We start from the raw sequence: 21,032 nt of genomic DNA on the forward strand, positions 1-21,032 counted from the left end.
AGCAAGACCATGCTCAGCGTCTGAGCCCATGCCAGCCAATCGGGTCTCCAATCTGTTTGTGAGACCCGTTCAAGAGCATCCAAAAGACAACACACAGACAGGCAAACAGCGGGGCTGCACTGACTGCACTTGAGCGCGCTGCGCCAATCAACCGCAAGCCGAGCGTCCGTCGGGCCTGGTTCACCAGGTCTTCACCAGAAATCGTCCTGAACTTGCAAACAAAGCAGCACGGGCTTTCACCAAAGCCCAGTCGATGTTGATGGCATCGACCAAGACGACCCATGCAAGTTCAACTCACCATCAAATCCCTGATCGCATTCACGGCGGGAATGGCCGGAGGATCTGTGCTGATGCTGGGTTCAGCCTTGGCGATGCAGACGATCCTCCTGAACAGCTCCAGCCCGGCCCAAGCCTGCTTAGCCACGATTCCACAAGACGCTGGTGCCGATCAGCACTCGATCCGCCCCTCAGGATTCTGCGGAAGGGTCATCCTCTGAGCAAGCTTCAGCCAAGCCTGACCAAAACCTAAGCTCAGCCTCAACGCCAGAAGATCTCATCCTTGTTTGAGCCCTGGCCTCCATCCAGACCTCTGCGCACTATGAGATCAGTGACTTGCGTCGAGATGAAGATGCGGACGTTGTATCTATCAGCTGGGTTGGCTTTTGCACTGCTCACCGCTGGCTCTGCCTACGGACAGCAACCAGCGACCAAACGCTTCGAGCAGCAGAACATCCCGATTAGCGAGATCTTTGCCGAATGGGATCAAAAAGGACTCAGCGCAGAAAAGTACATCTGCAGTTGCCAAAAGCTGATCTGTGACACCAGGCCCTACTGGCCCTTCAGGACTTTCACCGAAGGGCAACCGATCCCTGTCTTAGGAGACTTCAATCGGTCAGTGGCCACAAGCAACGGTTTTTACTGTTTTCGCCGTTAAGGGCTTGGCCAATCAATCAATCAGTCAGTCATCGCGCTACCTCCTGCGTCGACCTTGCCCGATGGCCTGACATTCGCTCGCGGAGAGCTCACCGCGACTACAGGCTCGATCAAGCACCTCCACACGCTCAAGCGAGGTCGTTACCTGATGACGCTCCAGCACCGCACGCACAGCTGGGCTCATCAGTCTCTGCCGCTCCAGGTCTGGAGGAGCGACACAGACAACGCCAAGAGACTCCGCCTTTGCCTCTCTGTCGCTCAAGATCCTTCGAGCCATTTGGACTGCGAGGGAGGGGGACAACCTGGGTTCAGCCAGGTTTTGGCCGCAGATCTTTCGAAGCGAACAGCGACCTGAGGCAAGCCATCAGGGGCTGCGTTCCCCTGGCATCAGTCAAGACGCCACCATCACATCCTCTGACGTCTTAAGACTTGATGGCCTGGTTTGAAGTGACACTGAGGATGCCTAACCTGTTCCCATGACAGGCGACCCAAGCCACTCAGAGTCGATGTCTGAAGCGCTGGTCGAGCTCCACGAGACCACCCTGTGCCAATGCGCCCAGCGAATCGAGGAGGAAAACGTCTGGAGCTTCAGCTCACCAGTTGTGCTTGTCAAAGAGTGCGGAGAGGCTGTCGTCATCCCTGTCAGTGCAATCGGCAATCACCTCACCGTGTGCGAGCACGTTGACCACCCCCTCATCCAGGAGTGGCTCAATCTGACCCTGAATGAAGGCCCCGCAAAAGCACTCGAATCCATGCTTAGCGACACAAACCTGGAGAAGGCCGGTGAGTTCGCGGGTCTCTACGACGCTTGGAGAAAAGACGTCCAGCGCCGAGGCCACGGAACCGTCAGTGCCGGCGACCTGGCTCATTTCGTTTCCAAAGCTCGAGGTTGTTGGCCAGACGAGGTGCCTGTCTTAGCCGTCCTCAAGGAGCAAGGAAAGGTCGAGGTCCTGACCTTCTGTGTCGCAGTGAGCGATCTACTGCGCTGAGTTCAATCACAACTAGAGAGAGCCAGGTGCCCTACTTCTCAACAGAGCGCGACTGACTGCGCTCTACCTCAAGGGCTGTCGCCCGCCAGCTCGTCATTAAAGCCGTGGCCGTCACCGCCGCCGTTGCAGTGCGAAGAATCGAACACCCCATCTGCACTGGAGTCCACCCCAGAGCGACGGCCTGCTGCTGTTCACCCTCGGTCCAGCCCGCTTCAGGTCCGATAGCCATCCAAACCTCGGCTGGGAGAGGGTTATCAGACGTGATCAGCCTGTGCTCAAGCCAGGTCGACAGGCGGGGCAACGTGCTCTTGCGTGTTGTGGCGTAACAACGTGCCCAAGCGGGATCGGGCTCACCCCACCAATCAGCCACAGCCTTTGTGGACAGCAGCCGCGGCATCCAAAGACGCTCGCTCTGTTCCACAGCCTCATCGAGGATGACCTGCCAACGATCAGGACGATCCTCAGCTTGGGGCGTACGCCAATGGGACCTGAGCGGTTGGATGCAATCGATGCCCAACTCACACGCCATGCGCATCAGGTCATCCATGCCACGACGCACACCCACCACAGCCAAACCCAAACGAGGGAAAGGAGCGCTCTGGCTCAGGTAGGGGTGAGCCTGCGACTGCCCCAGCTCTAGGTGCTCACCATCCACCACTCGGGCGGTCCAAAGGTGGCCCTGTCCATCGACCACAGCCAGAGCATCTCCTGGCCTCAATCTCAAAACTCGACGCAGATAATGGCTTTCCTTCGGCTCAAGATGAATCCCAGACCCGCTGTCCTGCAGCCGTTCTGGTCTGATTAGCAGACGACGAAGTTCTGCCATGCGGCTCAGTTGGATGAAGGGAAGACGCTGTCAGGGTGCTCTTCAACTGGCCAATCTTCGTTTTCACCACCCACCAACAATTCCTCTAATTGCACGACATCACTGTCCAGCTGGCGCAAGGAATTGATCAGCACATCAAGAGCGAGGGCATCGGTGGTTCCGAGATCCACCCAGCAACGTCCCCATTGCTCGTGGTACTCCAGCTGCCCCATGTTGTGCATCAAGGCAGGCATCGCCGCTGCTGCCGCGTCGTTGTCATAACTCATCCAACTGAGCTGATCCCCTTCTTCTTGGGTCTGCAGGTTTTCGGCATTGAAGCCACCGAGTCGCCCCAGCACATACCAACTATCGAATACGCCATCGACATAGTTACGCTCACCCTGACTGGGAATCTCGGTGAAGCGAAGCCACAGCCAGCAGTTGAACGGGTCAACCTCGCGAAAACGTACGTTCATGGTCGAGCAATCACTCCCTCATCATCGCTGCAGGCGGGCGCTGATCCTTCAAGCTGTGGCCACGGAATCCACGCAACCGGCCAAGGCGGGGAACGATGCTTGAACTGAAAAGCCTGCACTACCAACCGGCCACGGCAGCACAGTCGGTGTTGGGAGAGATCAATCTGAAGGTGTCTCCAGGACGCCCAGCGCTGATCTCAGGAGCCAGTGGCAGTGGCAAAACAAGCTTGATCGAGGTGATCAGCGGTCTCTCAGGTGCACAACGGGGCAGGGTGACCTGGCAAGGGCAACAGCTGAACCGCCGGCAACGTCGCTGGTTGTGTGGTGTGGTGTTCCAATTCCCAGAACGCCATTTCCTGGGTCTGAGCGTGACTCAAGAACTGAAGCTCGGGCACCGCCGCATGAGCACAGAGCGACTGCATCAAGGTCTACGCCGGGTTGGGCTGAATGATCTGGATCTGAAGCAGGCACCGGAACGACTCAGCGGTGGTCAACAGCGTCGCCTCGCCCTCGCGGTACAACTGCTGAGGGAGCCTGATGTGCTGCTCCTTGATGAACCCACGGCAGGTTTGGATTGGTCGGTTCGCGACGACGTGCTCGCACTGCTGCAGCACTTGGCCAAAGAGAAGGTCTTGATCGTGGTCACCCATGAACCGGATCTGTTCCATCGGTGGGAGTGCGAGCAGTGGAAACTGCAGGGAGGAGAGCTCCGTGCTCTGTCACCATTGGCCGCAGCTGAGTGATCGCCATGAGTGACCGCCTTGTCCGGGCGACCGCAGCGGGCGGGGGGATTCGACTGGTCGCCGTGTCAACCACGGAAACAACAAGGGAAGCAAGCCGACGCCATGGGCTTTCGTATCTCACCACCGTGATGCTGGGACGGGCCATGGGCGCAGGTCTGCTGCTCGCTAGTTCGATGAAGGTGAGCCATGGACGCGTCAATCTGCGCATTGGGTCGGATGGCCCCTTACGCGGCCTGATTGTGGATGCCGGTCGCAATGGCACTGTGCGCGGCCATGTCGGCAACCCGACGCTCGAACTGGATCCCGTGCCCGATACGGATGGCCACTTCAGCTTTGATTTCGCAGAAGCCGCTGGCACGGGCTATCTGCATGTGGTGCGTGATGAAGGCAAGGGAGAGCCCTTCAGCAGCACAGTGGAACTCGTGAAGGGAGGGATCGGAGAGGACGTGGCCTCCTATCTGCTCCATTCGGAACAAACTCCCTCTGCCGTGTTTGTCGGGGAGAAGATCAACAGCAGTGGCTTGCAATGCAGCGGAGCCTTGTTGGTACAGGTTCTTCCCAAGGCAGCGGAAGAGCCGGCACTGGTGGCGTTACTTGAGGAGCGTTGCCGAGAGATCGCCAACTTCAGCGGACGGCTTTCTGCCTGCAACAACAACCTCGAAGAACTACTCCACGATGTTTTTCCAGATCTTGATCCCCAGCCGATCCCAGCGGGGGAACCAAGCCAAGCGATCAGATTCCATTGCCCCTGCAGCTATGAGCGCAGTCTTGGCGCTCTTCAGCTGCTGGGCGCCGAGGAATTAACAACGATGCTTGACGAGGATGGCGGGGCTGAACTGATCTGCCACTTCTGCAATGAGGTGTATCGAGTCGATGCCAATGGACTCAAAGAGCTCATCAGCGAGGCTCGTCAAGCCGGTTGAATCAAGCCAGCAACAGGGCTCCTGCAAGCATCAGAAGCACGGCAGGGAGAGCCTGGAGCTGATCCACTGCCAAAGGCAGTCCAACGGACGCAGCACCAACCAAGCTGAGGATCAAAACACCTAATCCCAAGCCCACGGCCAGAAGCAGAAGAGTCCAGCCAAGAGAAGGGAGTGGACGACGACCGCGTCGGACCTGGCTCAGGAATAAGCCGATGGTGGAAAGAGAGAGCACGAGTTCGGCCGTACCGGAGGCAACCAGCAGCAACAAGACCGCCAGGCCACCGGCAACGGTTCGTACAACCAGCCCCTGGCCCTCCACCATGGAGAGTTCCGGCATCCAATTAGCGGCGGATCCAGATGGGGTGGGAAGAGAGAACTGACGCAGTCGGGTTAGCACTCCCGAACCACCGCTGGAAGGGGCTGCCTGAGAGTTCACCTGCTGTTCACGCTCGGAGGCACTAGCCGCAGCGATGCTCACACGACCTGATTGACGCTCGCGTAAACGGGCCATCAGAACAGCGTCATAGGCAACTTCCACCTTGGCTCGAGCCTGAGGATCTTCTCCGGCAGCCTCAAGGGCCGATGCCTTGGCCTTTTGTACCGCCTCAAAGCCGCTATCAGGCGTGATGCCAAGGCGTGAGTAGGGATCCTGGGAACCGGAATTTGAGCCGGAATCAACCCCGGAGGCCATAAGCCCTTTGAACGCTAACTAGAGCGTATCGACATAGGCGCCAGTGCGGCGTGCTCAGCAAGCATGTCCCATCAAACAGTGGCAAATCAAAACACCGGTGGGCCGTGCCGGTATCCAAGGCACTTTTCGAAATGATCACGCCGATCACGTGCCTGCAGAGAGCCAAGAGATGACCGAGATTTGATCAGAGGCATCTGGGGAGGAAGGTGATAACCCTCAACAAGCTCAACATCTTCTTTGCAGGAACGAAAACAGACGTAGTCAATGCCTCCATCGGCGCTGGCTCGGTGCAACCAGATGGTGTCGACCATCGCGGTTCGAATTCAGTTCTATGAGTTTGGCGAAATGAAGCCAATATCGCGAGTGAGGTGAGCCTTCAAGCACTGGGCCTAGAGAGAGATGGGCTCCACACCACTCACCACTGGGGCCACCGAACTGAGCTCCAGATCAACGTGCTCTTCCTGCAATTGATTGAGATTCCAAGTGTTCTTGAACAACAGAACCGGTCGCGACCAAGCGTCTTGCACCGTCTTGCAGTTGAAGATCCGACCGACTTTATCGAGCGCAGCCCAGCCACCATTGACCCAGCGAGCCACTTGATAGCCAAGAGGCTCAAGCCTTGTCTCTACGCCGTATTCATTTTCAAGACGGTGCTGCACCACCTCCAATTGCAACTGACCAACAGCGGCCAAAATTGGATCACGACGGCTCTGATCGGTGTCGTACAAAATCTGTACAGCTCCCTCTTCGCGGAGCTCATTCACGCCTTTCCGGAAATTCTTGAAGGCTGAAGGGTTGGGGTTACGAAGCCAACTAAAGATCTCAGGACTGAAGCAGGGAATCCCTTCAAACTCCACTTTCGTACCGGTGTAGAGGGTGTCGCCAATCGCAAACATGCCTGGGTTGTTCAGTCCGATCACATCACCGGGATAGGCGTCTTCAACGACGGCGCGCTCTTGACCGAAGAGCTTCTGGGGGCGGGAGAGACGGATTGTCTTGCCCGTGCGGGCGTGACGGACATTCATATCTTTTTCAAAGCGACCACTGCAGACGCGTACGAATGCCACACGATCCCGATGGCGTGGATCCATGTTTGCCTGAAGCTTGAAAACGAACCCACTGAAATCAGGCCGTAAAGGATCGATCGGGCCCTCACTGCCACTGCGGGCAATGGGACGCTGTGCCATCTCCAGAAACGCATCGAGGAATGGCCGCACACCAAAGTTGGTCATGGCTGACCCAAAGAACACAGGCGTGAGTTCGCCTGCATGCACCATCTCAAGATCGAGTTCTGCGCCAGCCGCCTCGAGCAGATCCATTTCCTCGACTGCCTGCTCCAGCAGGTCGTCTTCCACCAACTCCTTGAGCTGTGGGTCGTCAAGCGCGAGGACCTGCTCCTCCGACTGACGCCCCCGCTCAGCACGACTGAACAGAATCACCCGACGGGTGCGACGGTCAATCACGCCACGGAACTGCTCGCCGCTGCCAATCGGCCAATTCACAGCCCAGGGGGTGAGTCCGAGCTCAGCTTCAATCTCATCTAACAAAGACAGCGGCTCTCGCCCAGGCCGGTCCATCTTGTTGATGAAGGTGAAGATCGGAATCTCTCGCATCCTGCAAACCTCAAACAGCTTGCGGGTCTGTGGCTCAAGTCCCTTGGCGGCGTCCTCAAGCATCACAGCGTTATCGGCTGCAGCAAGGGTGCGATAGGTGTCCTCGGAAAAATCCTGGTGACCAGGTGTATCGAGAAGATTGATGGTGTTGGTGCCGTAGTCAAACTGCAGCACCGTTGACGTAATCGAGATACCGCGCTGCTTCTCGAGTTCCATCCAGTCAGACGTCACCTTGCGCTGCTCTCCGCGTGCTTTAACGGCACCCGCCTGTTGAATGGCGCCGCCGTAGAGCAGCAGCTTCTCGGTCAATGTCGTCTTGCCGGCATCCGGATGCGAAATGATCGCGAAATTGCGCCGCCGATCGACTGCTTGAGCCAGTTCCTCCACAGAGGTGCCTTCTGCCTTTGAAGCGCTGTTCACGTTGGCGGACACCGAGCTCATTCAAGACAAGGAATGGCTACAGCCTGCCAGAGCGGATCAAGGCAAACGGCCAATCACGTCGAGATAGCGATCGCCCACCTCGATCACATCAAGCGTCTGCAGGCCTGCAGTGTTCAGCTGGTCTTGCACCTCCTCTGGGGTAAAGGCTGCATGCAGAGAGGCCAAATAGTCATGACGAAGCACCTCAGGCGCATGCGCGAGGTGACGTTCGCGTAGAGCCAGCGCAGCCGCCGCACTCGATGGCCTGCGCAAGTCTCGATGCAGCACCAAAGCCCCTGGAGCAGCAAGTTTGGCGGTGGCCAGCCAAAGCTGCTGTGGGTCGTGGAGATGGTGCAGCAGGCTATTGCTGATGACGCCAGAGGCATGCAACCGCGGCTGTTGATCAGTAGCGAAGGCTGAGGGACCCTGATCGGCCAAGTCGCGAAGTGAGAGCTGACGGAAATGGAGGTGGCGGACAGCACCCAAATCCCTTGCTTGCCGCTCTCTCGCCACAGACAGCATGGTCGAAGCAGCATCAATGCCGATCACATGGCAAGCGGGCCAAACCTTCGACAACCGGTGGCTGATATTGCCAGGTCCGCAGCCCAGATCCAGCAAGACTTGATCCGCAGCAAAGGGACAGTGGTACTGAACACAAAGCTGGCCAAGACGCTCCACAAACGCGTCGTCAGTCCCACTGAAATCAGCGTTGGCATACGCCTCAACCTGATGGAAGTCATCCATCAATTCAGGCTCAGGAATGCGCTGCATCATGGGCAGGGCGACATCACCTTTGAGATCGATGCGGTCATGGCAAAGGCCCTTGGCTGGAAAGCAATGATCAGCCTCGGCGAAGAGCCTGCTGGCTGAGGAGAAGGTGATTGACATCCGCCCACAAGGGTGAGCCTTTCAAGGCGAACGCATGCCCAAGTTCGGTCACCTTATCGAGACAAGCCTGATGCAACTGGAGCGAGGGCAGCTGCATGCCATCAGCGAAAGCTTGCAGGCCGCCAAGTCAATCAAACAAGCAACGTTGAGGGAGAGACGCGCTGACGCCATCTCCGCCCACAGGCACGACCTAGAAACAGCGGCCCAAAGCGGGTTCAGACGGAACCGAAGCCAGAAGTGTGAAGGGCACTGCCAATGGTGGCATCGATTACTTGCAGCCCCCATGGGTGGCGTTAGTGTGCGGAGACGCTTGACAATGAGTCCTTTCAGTGACCCTCACACCCAGCCGTGCGACGGACGCACAAACGCTCCATCTCACCAACGGTGACTTCCCGGCCACTGCCCCAGCCGCCAATCCGGTCTTTTACAGGACCTACAGCCGCAAGACCACCACAGGACGGGAAAGCTGGGACCAAGTGGGTCAGCGCAACCTCGAAGGTCTGCGGCAGCTAGGACAACTCAATCAGGACGAGATTGCGCTGATGCAGCGCATGCAGACCGAGAAGAAGGCCTTGCCCTCGGGACGTTGGCTCTGGATCGGTGGAACCCCTTGGATCGAGCAGCAGGAAAATTTCTCAGGGGCCTACAACTGCACATCCACGAATCTGATCGACTGGGAAGCCTTTGGTCTGATGATGGACCTGGCGATGATGGGTTGTGGAACCGGCGCCATCATTGAGCCGAGACTGATCGATCGGCTGCCGATCGTGCGCAACCCGATTGAAGTCCTGGGCGTCAGCGATATCGGCATCACCCCCGCTGGCCAACGCCAGGAGACCACGACCCACGAGATCGTGGGGAACAAGGTTTCCATCAAAGTCGGGGATACGCGTCGCGGTTGGGTCGACAGCTATCAACTGCTGCTTGAGCTTTCAAGCGATGCACGCTTCAACGGTGAACTGGTCCAAGTCACTGTTGACCTCTCCGATGTACGCCCTGTCGGAGAAACCCTCAAGGGGTTCGGCGGCATGGCCAATCCCGTCAAGCTGAAAGATCTCTACGCACGGGTCGCACGGCTGCTGGGCAAAGCCATCAACCGCAGGCTCACCTCGATTGAATGTTGCTTGCTGATTGACGAAGCCGCAGTCACCATCGTGGCCGGCAACATCCGGCGCAGTGCAGGCATGCGCCAGTTCGCAGCCAACGACCAGGAAGCCTCCTCCGCCAAAGACAATCTCTGGCAACAGGATGACGAAGGCAACTGGCGCATTGATCCCGAACGGGATGCCCTGCGGATGGCCAACCACACCCGCGTCTATCACACACGTCCCAGTAAAGACGTGCTGCGCGAAGCGGTGATCAAGCAGTTCCACAGTGGTGAAGGTGCAATCCAATTCGCCCCTGAAGCGATCGCCCGCTCCAATGCAGACCTGCTGACCACACCTGAACTACGCAAAGAGTTCATCGATATCTACTGCGACCAGGGACGCGAGGAAGCGGCTCGCTGGCTCAGCCTGAACCACGGCCCAATCGAGGCTGCAGAACTTGAGCACCGCTTAAGCCGTTACGGCCTGAACCCCTGTGGCGAAATCCTCGGAGCTGATTTCCACTGCAATCTGGCTGAGATTCACCTCAACCAGATCGACCCCAGCGACGAAGAGGGCCAGCGGGATGCCTTCCGCGCTGGAGCTCTGTCAGTGGCCTGCCTGCTGAACCACAAGTTCGAGGTCGAACGCTATCGCCAAAGCAGAGATTGGGATCCGATTGTGGGCGTGAGCTTCACGGGGCTGTTCGATTTCTTCGTGCATGCCTTCGGCACTCCCTGGCTCAACTGGTGGGAAGCCGGGCGCCCCGACACAGAAGAGGGACAGGAGTTCAAGCGTCAAGAAGCCGCTTTCTTGAGCCGCTGGAAGACCATCGTCAATGAAACGGTGTGGGACTACTGCGATCGTCAGGGGCTACGTCGGCCGAACCGCTGCACCACGGTGCAACCCGCCGGCACCAAGAGTCTGCTGACAGGTGCCGCTCCTGGTTGGCACCCCCCCAAGGCTCAGCGTTTCATCCGTCGCATCACCTTCCGCAAGAACGATCCAGTGGCCATGGCCTGCATGGACTACGGCTACACCGTGGTTCCATCCCAGTCCGACAAGGATGACCAGGGTCGTTTGCTCGATGATCCATTCGATTCACGCTGCACGGAATGGTTGGTTGAGATCCCAACCGAGGTGAGCTGGGCCAATCTGCCTGGAGCTGATGCGGTCGACATCAATGCCTTCTCAGCAATGGCACAGTTCGACTTTTATATGCAGGTTCAGAGCCACTACACGGCGCATAACACCTCAGCCACGATCGAGTTTCGTGAGCATGAGATCGAGCCACTAGCTGAAGCCTTGCATCAAACCATCGAGCGTGGCGAAGGTTATATCTCCGCTGCCCTCCTAGCTCGTTTCGATGCCAACGCCACCTTCCCACGTTTGCCATTTGAGCCGATTGATGCGGAGACCTATGAGCAGATGCAGTTAGAGGTGGTGAAGCGGCGAGTCAACACCAACTTCTTCGACGCACTCAAGCGTTACGACAGTGGTGAGCTCACCGAAGCAGGGCCTGCAGGCTGCGATTCCGACAAATGCCTGTTACCGCTGGCAAAACCAACGAACTGAGTCGACGTCAGGCCTTAAAATTGGATCGTCCCGGTACTCCGGGCTGATCCACCTGGAGAGGTGGTCGAGTGGTTGATGGCTCTGGTCTTGAAAACCAGCGATGTGAAAGCATCCGTGGGTTCGAATCCCACCCTCTCCGTTCCAATCAGAGACCAAAAACCCTGTTCCATACAGGGTTTTTTATTGGCCGAGCCAAGCCACCGAACTGATCAGTTGTCGCGGAGAGAGAGAGGGAGAGGGCATCAGCGATCAACACATACTCAACGTCAGATCGGTCAACGATGGGCAGAAACGCCAAGCATCTCGGTTCAAGTTCGAGCCGGGGACGGCGGATTGACTCGGCTGCAAAGAGGAAGGCCGCCCCTCCCGATGGAGAGACGGCCTAGCTCGCTCGTTTGTGCATGGTTCAACCCATCACGTCAGAAGAGAGAGAGTGGAAGCGTCTGGCTCAAGGCGCCCTGGGGCCATGGGCTCTAGGTGTTGGGTCGTTGACTCCGAGGGCACCTAGGGCGGTGCAAGTGGAGTGTCGATTGGCGTGGCGGACCGATGCATGCCTACCAAAGGACCAACCCTGGTCATGGTTGAGACTGTTGGAGCAGGGGCCAGAAAGTCAGTCTGCTTCTTTGATCTGCGCTGGTGGAGTGTCGGCCGTCATGGGCACCTCCGATCTCGATGGCCTTACTTTCCACCCGCTAGGGGGTGTTTGGCATCGGTCGAATCGCGCATTGCCTTCTGAGCAGAACCGCATGATTGTGGAGACGGCGTGGCAATGGCAGGCAGCTGCGAAGAACACGATCAGCCGCTGCTCTTCAGCATTGCTCTCGAGAGCCTGAATGTTGTGGCGCGTCTGACCGAGCGCTTTTGGCCGTGTGGGCAAACGAGAGCGATGACACGACCCAGTTTCCAAAAGACTTCTGCGCTGTTGTGAGCAAGCTCACAGCACTGCTTGAGTCAGATCAGCAGGTCAGCTGGTGAATCCGGAGATGGTGAATGCATCGGAGGGAGCGATCCCACCTCACTCATCACCCCCATCAGACCAATGACCATGATCAAAACCATCGCCGCCGCTGCTGCCTCCCTCGCCGCTGGTGCCACCTTGATGACCGTTGCAGGCCCTGCTGCACAAGCCAATCCCTACAACACCTTTGGCCGTGCCGGCGGCTGTGATTCAGTCGCCCTTGGTGGTCGTGGCCCTAATGGTGGTGGATTCATCGCTGGCCGTGACTGCGGAGACCACCGCGACTGGGCCTCACGAGAAGCACGCCGCAATCGCCAGCACGACACCCAAACCCAACTGATTGGTCTTGGTGGTGGCCTGCTGGGCCAAATCATCAACGGCAGCCAGCAGCGTCAACAAGCTGCTTCTGTCTCGTCCTCTGAACTGGCTCTGCTCAGGCAGCAGCAAGAGATCGAGCTGCTCAAGATGCAGCTACAGATGCGGCAGCAGCCTGGCTACGGCTACCAGACGGTGAACTACGCCCCTGCTCCTCAGGCTCCTGTGTATCACCAGCCTGCTTATGGCTATCAGCAGCAGAGCAGCTACCAACAGCACTCCGGTTATGTGCAGCAGCCCCGTTACGGCTACTGATCAGACCGCCGGGGAGCCTGATGCCTGCGGGCTGAAAGCAATACAACACCAGTGAATGGAAAAGCAGGGCAGTCAGTGGAGGTGAGGACTGATCCATCCCCCGGCACAACACCACAAAGCCCCGCCAAAGGCGGGGTTTTGTGGTGTCTGTGCGCGTTGTCAGTGCAGGGGCTGAGGTGGGTCTGCAGCGATCACCAGGATTTCACCAGAAGCTGCCTATGCAACCACCAAAACCATGCACTGGGGTTCACCAGAGGGGCTGTGATCTTGAAGGAGTCGAGGGGGCAACACCCCACACATCACTCACTCAACTCACTTAAAACCATGTCTGAACTCAACACTCAAGTTCAAGAAGACCAAGCATCCGAAGCATTGTCCGACCAGGACCTGGAAGCAGTATCTGGTGGGCTTTGGCAAGTCATTCCGATTGCTCACGCTATTTACGAGATTCATCGAGCAACTACTCGTTGAAGCGATTTGCAAGTCACCCACTAAACCCCGCCACAAGCGGGGTTTGTTATTGCCTGCCCTTATAAACAAGGAGAAGCACTGCTGAACATGTGTGTTCAGCAATTTGATTCAAGTGAATACAGAATTGGGAGCTGGAAAAGATGGAAAACACTCCAGGCTTCTGAACACAACGCTGAAAATGCTTAGACAGCCTGGTGGCATTGATGGAGCGACTAAGCAGTCTTCCGACGCGGCCTGATCGAGAGGCTTGGAAGTGAGCGTTTGAACGTCGAAACTTTCGCAGCAAAATTCGCTTTGGTTCTAGTCAACGCGGCTTCACCAACCCAGAAGGTGAATAGCTCAGCTGCAGTGACGAAAACCACAGCGCCAATGATGACCAAAAGGAGAGCGGTGAAACGGCTTGGGTCCATGCTGGGAGGGGGATTGATCTTGTTTAGATAGCCACAAAAGGGAGGGTTGGATCACGATGGCAAAAGCATCAGGGCCTGAGCCGGCCTAGACCAAAGCCCACCGTTAAGCCAATGGCAGCTCCTACGGCTGCGTTGCTGAGGGCATCGATGTGGCACTGGCCCATTCGCTTGGCGATCGGCAGAACCAGGCCTAGGAAGAGAAGTGCGCTGACAAGAACGAGCACGGTGTTGCCACGACGACCACCAGGCTTCTTTGGTGGCTGCCCGTCGCCACCGGACAGGAGCGAACCAGGCTTATCCGTTCCACCACCATGACCAGAGGCTTGGTTGATTTCACGCTCCAAGCGATCAATTTCCTTTTCGGCGCTCATCAGCTCAGCAGTTCATGCCAATCCCATCTGAACCCAGGGATCAGATCTGCGCATCCCCCAACTGGGGGATTCTTCCGTGCTGGGCGGCTTAGGCCAGCGCCTTCTGCCAGGTGGGAGCGACAGAGCCATCGTCTCCAAAAAGACGGCTCTGGCCAAGCAGCAGGAACACACCCAAAACAGCTTCGCAGACTCAACTGGATGATTCCCGGCCTAAAGCGTTAGCCCGCCCCAGGCCCAAGGGCTTCAGCTGCTGGCTTCTAAGGCCAAGGCCGAGTTCATGCGTTTCTCTTCGTTCTTAAAAAAGTCGCCCCACATACTGACCAGGAAGCTCAGGGTCATCAACGACCGGAGCTGCTCTTTAGAGCCGGGTGCCGTGTGCTTGAAATCCATCAACATCTGATCAGCGACACGCTGCTGTTCCTTGCACCGAGAATCGATGGACATCAATCAGCCCTGAGAAGGAGCAAAACCCTCTTGATCGGAGAAGCGCACGGTCCACAGCTCTTCATCAGTGATTTGCCCATGCTCATTCAAGAGTTCTGGATGCACGGTCCGAAGACCTGTCCTGTCCTGCGATCGTCTCATTGCTGATGGAGTTGTGCTGGTCGCCATTCGCATCATCCGAAATGCCTGCAGGAGAAGGCAAATCAAGACTGCCGCGTAAGCAAGCGGGAAGAGAGCAGAGAGCATCGGATCGCCTAACCCATTATGAAGAAATATTAACAGGTTTGATTGTCTTGGCGCGGTTGGCCGCCATTGGGTGCGACGAGCTCAGAGAAGCGCGAGCGCCTGCATCACCTTGACGCGAATCCCACCAAGCTTTGACCAGGCGGCCACTGCTTCGGCTTTGCTCTTGTAAGGGCGCCAATCGTCTTCGTCGATCCTGCGCTGCATGTGCTTGGCCACTCTCTGAGCGACTGTGACGTCACTGGGAGCATTCACGGCGATGGTCTTGCCGTTAATCACCAGATCAGGAGGCATCGCCTAAGTCACTCTCCACCCAGTCTGCAGTTCAGATGTCACGGCTAGTCATCGGCAAACGAGGAACGATGGTGGCTGTCAAGCAATGGATGTCTTGGAGCTGCAAAGCAATGTGAGCTCAGCCCAGTGCAACTACAGCCTCAGGTGGGCGAACTGATCAAGCTTTGGAGAAACAAGTTGTTCAATTCAAAAATTGCTGAGCACTGATCGCATCGCGTCGCGACAAAACAAAGGTGGTGCCTGCATTGCCTCGGCAGATCCGCAGATCTCTGTCCAACACAGTGATGTCCAGCCAAGCAGGGAAACTTTGTTGCACCTCTCGCAAAAGCTTGATCTGGCCAATCCCAGGAATCCGTGGACCTAACCACCCTCCTTGACGGAAACGCACTTCAACCCTTTGGGAGTCGATCAATTTCAGGTCAGCCTGCACGCTGATGGCACCGATGGTCCCCAGGGGCCCGCGAAGACGAAGCAGGTTGCAGCCTCGTTGTTGAGCAGGATCCAAAATCTGAAGATTCTCAAGCCAGGGCGCCTGACGCAGCCAAGGCTGACTGGAACTACTCCAGCGCAGATCCCAAACGCCAGACAACAGCTCTGCATCGAGGTTTAGATCAGCAGGTTGCTCTTCTTCCACAGCTGCAACCAGCGTGCTGAGGCTCGGGTGATTGGTGTTGCTCTCAAGCATCGAAAGCAATGCGTCACGCTTGCTTGCCATTGCCCCTCACATCCTCAATTGATCCATGCTGGCTGGCTGACGCAAAGAGCGTGGAAAGGCAATTGCTGGTGCCCAGCAGTGCTTCAGAAGAGGTCGCTGAACGGAAACGTCTTTCTCTCATGAGGGAGAAAGAGCCTCCTGCACTCATGGAGGCTTGTGGCAACGCAATCATTCTGAGGTCGACAGGACCCAGCCAAGAAGAAGCCTAAGCATCCAATCCACAGTGATCACCCTCTTCCAGCTCACCTCCCAGAGGCTGCTGTCCTTGAAGAGGTACCAGCCCAGAAGCAGACCGACTAGCCGCCAATGATGAGTCGAGGCAGCTCAATCAAGTTGACCTTGCAGAGAAAGGAACACTGCCGATGCTGCAGACCAAGCAGCGAGAACAGCTCCGCAAAGAGAAAGCCGCCTTCCACGAAAGGAAGACGGCCCTGCTCTATGTGTTGCTTAAACCCAGTATTCAGAAGGCTGAATAGGGGGGGTCGAAGCGTCTGGCTGTTTGGCTTGTCGGGCCAGTCAGGCAGCTTCTAGAAGGTGCTCGGTTGGTCCGTCGTCACGCATTGGGACGCCTCCGAATCCGATTGATGGTTTTAGTGTCCACCAACCGATGGGTTCTAGGCATCGGTCGAATGGCGCATTGCCTTTAAAGCCAAAATCACCAAGAGTGGAAATGGCTTGTGCAATGGCGGTTGCAAGGTCGGATCTCCGACTCAGAGACCTGATACCTGGCTGGATCCACATGGCGCCAGCGCCAATCAGGTGAGCAGTTGCGACAGGAGCGTGGGGTGCCACGCCAATCACTGCGCAGCAGTCTTGATGGCAGTGCGTTGGATCAACTGAGGGGAGAGGGCGAGATGATCTTCAGACAATCGTGCAAACCGCGATACCTGGCTAAAGAGAAATCACCTACGAAGCATGCGAGCGAGAGCATGCTTTGCCAAAGGCTGGGTATCAAAACAGAAGACTCTTGCAATTGTCTGATTCCACAATTCCAGAGTGGTGGTCAATCAAACAACCAGGCCCTGAGGGTGCGCACTAGTCAGCAAACAGAACGGAAGGCACCAGATAAACTGCTGGACGACGACTCCTCTTCCAATGAAGCGCCTGCTCATCGTTCACAACCTTCTGGAAGGCCAAAAGATTGTGCATGAGCTGGAAGACAAAGACTTTGCCATTGAACTGGTAGAAGGAGACAATCTCGACGACAACGATGATTTAGATATTGAGTCTCGCCTCTTTTATAAACTTGACTAACCCAGGAGATTCTAAGAGCTAACATCAATGAACAAGTAGCATGCTCTCGCCAAGAGGCCTCTGCCTCAAACTCCATTCATTCAGAAAACATCAACTGAATGACGATCAAGCCAGCCCCAAAGCATGAATCAATCCTTTGCTCACAACGATCAGGAAGAACACTGATGTGAATGCAATGAGGCCAAGACTTGCCAGGTTAAAAATGAGAGGACTTTGCTCTTGCTCAATCGACCGAGCTACTGACAGCCTATGGCCACGACCCTCATCCCAATAGGCAAAGACAAAACCTTTTCTCGACGTTAGCGGTGAATCATTGTGATTTGATCGAGTGGCGGAAGTAGATGTGACTGATTGAATTCGAGCCACGACATCCGACTCACGCCTAAAGATGTTCTCAAACCACTCGATATGCGTGAAGATGCCAATGGACGCCCAGAACATCAAAGACGTACAGACCATTACATTTAGAATCGCCATCAGGAGACTGCAGCCTGGCGTCATCTTCGCCTTGAGCCATGATCAATACAAACAATTTGATGCATCGCATGTCAGCTTATGGGCTCAACATGACCTCGAAAGCAACAATCGAAAAGATCAATTGACAGCTGTCTAGACAGCAAGGGGCCTCGAGGAACGATGGGATTGGCAAGCACATTGGCTCCTTCAAGCCTCGAGAGAACCATGACCAGCCTCATCCCCATCAAATTCAGGCCTTCGATGCAGGCCTGGATTAGTGCAGAGACTCTGGCCAGATCGCTTTGCAATTGGGATCGCGTGCAAGGGCAGAGGTCTTGGCAAGCTCAGCGTCTGCATGGCCAAGGTGGTGCGCTGTAATCAGAAGCATGAGTCGCTTGATTGCCTTTCGACCCTGTGCCCGGTCGATCCAGCCCAGTCCGTAATAGGTACAGGTGGCATCGAGCCATCCCTTGGCCTCTCCTTGCAAGCGAATCTCCAAGCCATCCATGGCCGGAATAGCCTCAGCCGGGGAGCCAAACAGAAGCGAAGCAGCGACAATCGGGAGAAGAAGGCGGCGCACGAAAGAAAGCTCGTATAAGGAATTTTAGAGCAGACAAATATTTTGACTGAACGACCGATCAACGAGAAGGAGATGTTCCATCCTTCGATCCGGGCAACCCACTGATCATCGCCTTGAGGTCACCAAGTGGCCAGCCAAGATTGCGTAGATGGCGCAGCAAATACCTTGAAGCCACAAAGTATTCAGGCCCGTAGCTGGCAGAGATTCCAATTTCTTCGAGTGTCATCAAGAGCAAGCGATGCTCCCGCTGGGTTCCTTCTCGCTCACCGAATAGAACAAACCCACGGGCCTCAAAATCTGCGCGTTGCTCACTGGATAACGCTTGGGCAAAACCGATAAACAACATGTGGTCGACTTCGCGATAAGCCGTGAAAACCTTTGCATCCCGATGGACCTCAAGATATTGGTAGCGCTCGGTGACAGCGATCACCGATTCCATCGAGGGTGCCACCAAAGCAGCTTCGATCACGTCAAGCGAGCTCATCAAACACCTCCCAAGCCACTGGCCGAAAGCCGCTCTTCGCAAGCGAGTTCGTAATTGCGAACAGCACCTGCGGGGATGGACCCACTGCTCTTGAGCTGCCGAACCGATAGCTCAACGCACTGCAGCACAACGCTTGTGAGCTCACGTCCCTCGCATTGGGCCCAACTGCGCAACAGCACATGCAGGCTCGGAGGAACAGACACCGTGAGCTTCACCTGATTTTCGCGGGGCAAGCCCTTCATCCACCGATCGCAGCAACCACAGAGTAGCCCTGTAGACACTCCGGAGCAACTGCTGAGCAGCTCCAAACCCAACTTGCGGTCACCGGCAGCATCTTCTCGGCCACCCCAAGCCGTCTCCGCTCTTGATGCCATGACTTGGCAGCGATTGGCCCCGCAAGCTCACAACCTGTGGCCCCGGCATCGCCCTATCCCCCTGCACTCAACGCCGATAGGCAATCGCAAGGTTGTTCGCAGGCATCGAGCGCACCTCGCCAGCCCTGAATCCACAGTGAGCAGCGAGTGCCTCGACTGCCTCAAGATCGCGCACACCCCAAAGCGGAGAGCGAGAGCGCAAGGAATGATCAAACGCTGCGTTGCTGTCGCTGGTATGGCATCCATTGCGTCGAAAGGGCCCATACAGCACTAAGGGCGCTTTCTTTGGCAGACGACTAGCCGCTTCAGCAAAGAGAGCCTCACAACAGGGCCAAGGAGCTATATGGATCAGATTGATGGCAACAATGGCGGCGAGATCTGCCTGAAGTGATGCCCCCAAAGACCATGGCCGGGAGGCCACGTCGAGGGGCAAAGGTGACGGCATACGAGCAGCCAAGGGTTCGTGAGCGATCCAGGCCGCAATGCTGGCCCGATGATCGGGATCAGGATCGCTGCTGTGCCAAACGAGGCCAGGGAAACACTGCTGAAAGAACACCGCGTGCTCGCCGCTACCGCTAGCCACTTCCAGCACGTGACCGCTCTGAGGCAGCCAACGAGCCAGGACTGCAGCAATTGGCTCACGGTTGCGATAGGTGGCAGGGAATTCCAGTCGCAGGTCCGGATCCGCAAAGAAACCTTCAGTCATCACAACAGCTAGCGCGCCCTTCGCAGCGTCTCACCACAGCCCCAAGCCAAGCTTGCAAAGCTGCGATTGCCTGCGGTTGAAGCCGGTAATACACCCAGCGCCCACTCTGGCGGTCTGCCACGAGGCCGCTGTCCTTCAACACCTTGAGATGAAACGACAATCGTGATTGCGCCAGCCCGAGGTCACCGGTGAGGTCGCAGACACAACGCTCACCCTCCGACAGGGCTTCAATGATCTGCAACCGCAAGGGGTCTGCCAAGGCCCTTAACAGGCTGCGTGCCGTTGCGGAATCCAAAGCGGGGAAGACTGCAGTCATCTGAAGACGGGGAGCTGGCCGCATAAGCGCCCTGGGCCAAGGCTCGACGCTATCGAGGCGTGTAAGCCAGGCACTTGCATCAAAGACTTTTGATGCATCAAGATCATTTGATCAATGTATTCCGTCTAGCCACTCGGCTGGCCAATCAGCTCATGCGTCTTGGCATCAACGGTTTCGGTCGGATTGGCCGTTTGGTCTTCCGTGCTCTCTGGGGACGACCCGGTATCGAACTGGTGCATATCAACGACCCGGGTGGTGACGCAACAGCAGGAGCTCACTTGCTGGAGTTCGACTCTGTTCACGGCCGCTGGAACCACCACGCGGAGAGCTCCGACGAGGGCTTCTGCATTGATGGCAACACGGTGAGCTGGTCACAAGAGAAAGAGATCACCGCTGTTCCCTGGCAGACCCATGGTGTGGAGATGGTGCTGGAAGCCAGCGGCAAGTTCAAAACCCCCGAACACTTGAATCCTTACTTCGAGCAAATCGGGCTGAAACGCGTGGTCGTCGCCTGTCCTGTGAAAGGAGTTGTGGCTGGGGAAGAAGCGCTCAACATCGTCTATGGCATTAACCATGATCGCTACAACCCGCAGGTGAATCGACTGGTGACAGCGGCCTCTTGCACAACAAACTGCCTCGCCCCAGTCGTGAAGGTGGTGCAAGAACACTTCGGTATCGAGCACGGAATGATCACAACCATTCACGACATCACCAATACCCAGGTGACCGTGGATGCATTCAAAACTGATCTGCGTCGGGCTCGCTCAGGGCTGAACTCACTCATCCCCACCACAACGGGATCAGCGAAAGCGATTGCAATGATCTTTCCAGAGCTGACCGGCAAGCTCAATGGTCATGCAGTACGCGTTCCGCTATTGAACGGATCACTCACTGATGCAGTGTTCGAGCTGAAACGCCAAGTGACTGCAGAAGAAGTCAATGCTGCCTTTGCGGCAGCAGCCAACGGATCCCTGCAAGGAATCCTCGGTTTCGAGACCCGGCCCCTGGTGTCATGCGATTACACCAACGACAGTCGCAGCGCGATCATCGACGGCCCCTCGACGATGGTCGTCGACGGGACCCAGCTCAAGATCTATGCCTGGTACGACAACGAATGGGGATATAGCAACCGTATGGCTGATCTTGTTTGTTACGTCGTCGCCAACGAACAAGGCTGACGCAAGC

Annotated in this window: 26 protein-coding genes and 1 tRNA gene; 11 read left to right on the forward strand and 16 right to left on the reverse strand. The window is 56.6% G+C overall.

The features are described from left to right. Window positions 1-281 precede the first annotated feature (281 nt). Entirely contained in the window at window positions 282-497 is a 216-nt protein-coding gene (locus SIB72_RS11675) for a hypothetical protein (protein ID WP_413743967.1), read from the forward strand. 158 nt (window positions 498-655) lie between these two features. Beyond that, on the forward strand, window positions 656-934 hold the full coding sequence (locus SIB72_RS11680; RefSeq protein WP_115121011.1) for a hypothetical protein: 279 nt from the start codon (window positions 656-658) through the stop codon (window positions 932-934). A 36-nt stretch (window positions 935-970) separates the two neighbouring features. On the opposite strand, the gene SIB72_RS11685 is transcribed toward SIB72_RS11680, so the two are convergent. Continuing rightward, the gene (locus SIB72_RS11685) at window positions 971-1,117 is read right to left on the reverse strand and encodes a hypothetical protein (RefSeq protein ID WP_413743968.1); all 147 of its coding nucleotides are present in this window, start codon (window positions 1,115-1,117) and stop codon (window positions 971-973) included. A gap of 322 nt (window positions 1,118-1,439) precedes the next feature. Between SIB72_RS11685 and SIB72_RS11690 the strand changes: the two genes are divergently transcribed. Then, window positions 1,440-1,922 carry a hypothetical protein gene (locus tag SIB72_RS11690; protein ID WP_413743969.1) on the forward strand — a complete coding sequence of 161 codons (483 nt, stop codon included), beginning with the start codon at window positions 1,440-1,442 and terminating at the stop codon, window positions 1,920-1,922. 31 nt (window positions 1,923-1,953) lie between these two features. Here SIB72_RS11690 and SIB72_RS11695 read toward each other — a convergent pair whose 3' ends face one another. Together SIB72_RS11695 and SIB72_RS11700 are read right to left on the reverse strand one after the other, a co-directional pair. Further along, window positions 1,954-2,748 carry a 16S rRNA (uracil(1498)-N(3))-methyltransferase gene (locus tag SIB72_RS11695; RefSeq protein WP_413743970.1) on the reverse strand — a complete coding sequence of 265 codons (795 nt, stop codon included), beginning with the start codon at window positions 2,746-2,748 and terminating at the stop codon, window positions 1,954-1,956. Between the two features lie 5 nt (window positions 2,749-2,753). After that, complete coding sequence (locus SIB72_RS11700) at window positions 2,754-3,203, reverse strand: DUF3531 family protein (protein ID WP_115121007.1); 450 nt, start codon at window positions 3,201-3,203, stop codon at window positions 2,754-2,756. 95 nt (window positions 3,204-3,298) lie between these two features. On the opposite strand from SIB72_RS11700, the gene SIB72_RS11705 reads away from it, so the two are divergent. Both SIB72_RS11705 and hslO read left to right on the forward strand, forming a co-directional pair. Further along, window positions 3,299-3,946 (forward strand): ABC transporter ATP-binding protein, encoded by a 648-nt coding sequence (locus tag SIB72_RS11705; RefSeq protein ID WP_413743971.1) that lies wholly within the window; start codon window positions 3,299-3,301, stop codon window positions 3,944-3,946. Window positions 3,947-3,951: 5 nt separating this feature from the next. Beyond that, window positions 3,952-4,869 carry an Hsp33 family molecular chaperone HslO gene (gene hslO / locus SIB72_RS11710; protein WP_413743972.1) on the forward strand — a complete coding sequence of 306 codons (918 nt, stop codon included), beginning with the start codon at window positions 3,952-3,954 and terminating at the stop codon, window positions 4,867-4,869. A gap of 1 nt (window position 4,870) precedes the next feature. On the opposite strand, the gene SIB72_RS11715 is transcribed toward hslO, so the two are convergent. From SIB72_RS11715 to SIB72_RS11725, 3 genes are all read right to left on the reverse strand, one after another. Beyond that, a complete protein-coding gene (locus SIB72_RS11715) occupies window positions 4,871-5,560 on the reverse strand; it encodes a CPP1-like family protein (RefSeq protein WP_413743973.1) in 690 nt (229 codons plus the stop codon). Between the two features lie 389 nt (window positions 5,561-5,949). Further along, complete coding sequence (locus SIB72_RS11720; RefSeq protein ID WP_413743974.1) at window positions 5,950-7,614, reverse strand: peptide chain release factor 3; 1,665 nt, start codon at window positions 7,612-7,614, stop codon at window positions 5,950-5,952. 36 nt (window positions 7,615-7,650) lie between these two features. Beyond that, the gene (locus SIB72_RS11725) at window positions 7,651-8,481 is read right to left on the reverse strand and encodes a class I SAM-dependent methyltransferase (protein ID WP_413743975.1); all 831 of its coding nucleotides are present in this window, start codon (window positions 8,479-8,481) and stop codon (window positions 7,651-7,653) included. Between the two features lie 329 nt (window positions 8,482-8,810). Between SIB72_RS11725 and nrdJ the strand changes: the two genes are divergently transcribed. From nrdJ to SIB72_RS11745, 4 genes are all read left to right on the forward strand, one after another. After that, window positions 8,811-11,141, forward strand: a complete 2,331-nt coding sequence (gene nrdJ, locus SIB72_RS11730; RefSeq protein ID WP_413743976.1) for a ribonucleoside-triphosphate reductase, adenosylcobalamin-dependent — start codon at window positions 8,811-8,813, stop codon at window positions 11,139-11,141. A gap of 54 nt (window positions 11,142-11,195) precedes the next feature. Continuing rightward, a tRNA-Ser gene (locus SIB72_RS11735) sits at window positions 11,196-11,280 on the forward strand. Window positions 11,281-12,180: 900 nt separating this feature from the next. Continuing rightward, window positions 12,181-12,729 (forward strand): hypothetical protein, encoded by a 549-nt coding sequence (locus tag SIB72_RS11740; protein WP_413743977.1) that lies wholly within the window; start codon window positions 12,181-12,183, stop codon window positions 12,727-12,729. Window positions 12,730-13,053: 324 nt separating this feature from the next. Next, a complete protein-coding gene (locus tag SIB72_RS11745) occupies window positions 13,054-13,200 on the forward strand; it encodes a hypothetical protein (protein WP_413743978.1) in 147 nt (48 codons plus the stop codon). A 478-nt stretch (window positions 13,201-13,678) separates the two neighbouring features. Here the strand turns inward: SIB72_RS11745 and SIB72_RS11750 are convergent, their stop codons facing one another. The 5 genes from SIB72_RS11750 to SIB72_RS11770 form a co-directional block, all read right to left on the reverse strand. After that, window positions 13,679-13,981 (reverse strand): hypothetical protein, encoded by a 303-nt coding sequence (locus tag SIB72_RS11750; RefSeq protein ID WP_413743979.1) that lies wholly within the window; start codon window positions 13,979-13,981, stop codon window positions 13,679-13,681. 243 nt (window positions 13,982-14,224) lie between these two features. After that, window positions 14,225-14,425: a hypothetical protein gene (locus SIB72_RS11755; RefSeq protein WP_413743980.1), complete on the reverse strand. Its 201-nt coding sequence runs from the start codon at window positions 14,423-14,425 to the stop codon at window positions 14,225-14,227. Between the two features lie 3 nt (window positions 14,426-14,428). Then, window positions 14,429-14,671 carry a DUF2973 domain-containing protein gene (locus SIB72_RS11760; RefSeq protein ID WP_413743981.1) on the reverse strand — a complete coding sequence of 81 codons (243 nt, stop codon included), beginning with the start codon at window positions 14,669-14,671 and terminating at the stop codon, window positions 14,429-14,431. 81 nt (window positions 14,672-14,752) lie between these two features. Then, window positions 14,753-14,962: a hypothetical protein gene (locus SIB72_RS11765; RefSeq protein ID WP_115120249.1), complete on the reverse strand. Its 210-nt coding sequence runs from the start codon at window positions 14,960-14,962 to the stop codon at window positions 14,753-14,755. A 181-nt stretch (window positions 14,963-15,143) separates the two neighbouring features. Beyond that, window positions 15,144-15,677 (reverse strand): PAP/fibrillin family protein, encoded by a 534-nt coding sequence (locus tag SIB72_RS11770; RefSeq protein ID WP_413743982.1) that lies wholly within the window; start codon window positions 15,675-15,677, stop codon window positions 15,144-15,146. Between the two features lie 1,095 nt (window positions 15,678-16,772). Between SIB72_RS11770 and SIB72_RS11775 the strand changes: the two genes are divergently transcribed. Continuing rightward, window positions 16,773-16,931 carry a hypothetical protein gene (locus tag SIB72_RS11775; protein ID WP_170953857.1) on the forward strand — a complete coding sequence of 53 codons (159 nt, stop codon included), beginning with the start codon at window positions 16,773-16,775 and terminating at the stop codon, window positions 16,929-16,931. 730 nt (window positions 16,932-17,661) lie between these two features. Here SIB72_RS11775 and SIB72_RS11780 read toward each other — a convergent pair. The 5 genes from SIB72_RS11780 to SIB72_RS11800 all read right to left on the reverse strand — a co-directional run bounded on the left by SIB72_RS11780 (window position 17,662) and on the right by SIB72_RS11800 (window position 19,847). Further along, entirely contained in the window at window positions 17,662-17,967 is a 306-nt protein-coding gene (locus tag SIB72_RS11780; RefSeq protein ID WP_413743983.1) for a hypothetical protein, read from the reverse strand. Between the two features lie 58 nt (window positions 17,968-18,025). After that, window positions 18,026-18,451, reverse strand: coding sequence for a hypothetical protein (locus SIB72_RS11785; protein WP_413743984.1), 426 nt, complete (start codon window positions 18,449-18,451; stop codon window positions 18,026-18,028). After that, a complete protein-coding gene (locus SIB72_RS11790; RefSeq protein ID WP_413743985.1) occupies window positions 18,451-18,825 on the reverse strand; it encodes a hypothetical protein in 375 nt (124 codons plus the stop codon). The genes SIB72_RS11785 and SIB72_RS11790 overlap by 1 nt, the downstream gene beginning before the upstream one ends. 67 nt (window positions 18,826-18,892) lie before the next feature. Next, window positions 18,893-19,531, reverse strand: a complete 639-nt coding sequence (locus SIB72_RS11795; protein ID WP_413743986.1) for a DUF938 domain-containing protein — start codon at window positions 19,529-19,531, stop codon at window positions 18,893-18,895. After that, on the reverse strand, window positions 19,524-19,847 hold the full coding sequence (locus tag SIB72_RS11800) for an ArsR/SmtB family transcription factor (RefSeq protein WP_115120254.1): 324 nt from the start codon (window positions 19,845-19,847) through the stop codon (window positions 19,524-19,526). Before SIB72_RS11800 ends, SIB72_RS11795 begins: the two co-directional genes overlap by 8 nt. Before the next feature lie 152 nt (window positions 19,848-19,999). Here SIB72_RS11800 and SIB72_RS11805 point away from each other — a divergent pair, with 152 nt between their 5' ends. Next, a complete protein-coding gene (locus tag SIB72_RS11805; RefSeq protein ID WP_115120253.1) occupies window positions 20,000-21,025 on the forward strand; it encodes an ArsJ-associated glyceraldehyde-3-phosphate dehydrogenase in 1,026 nt (341 codons plus the stop codon). Window positions 21,026-21,032: the final 7 nt, after the last annotated feature.

Origin of the sequence: Synechococcus sp. MIT S9451, assembly GCF_047304725.1 — a bacterium.
Classification (GTDB): Bacteria; Cyanobacteriota; Cyanobacteriia; order PCC-6307; family Cyanobiaceae; genus Synechococcus_C.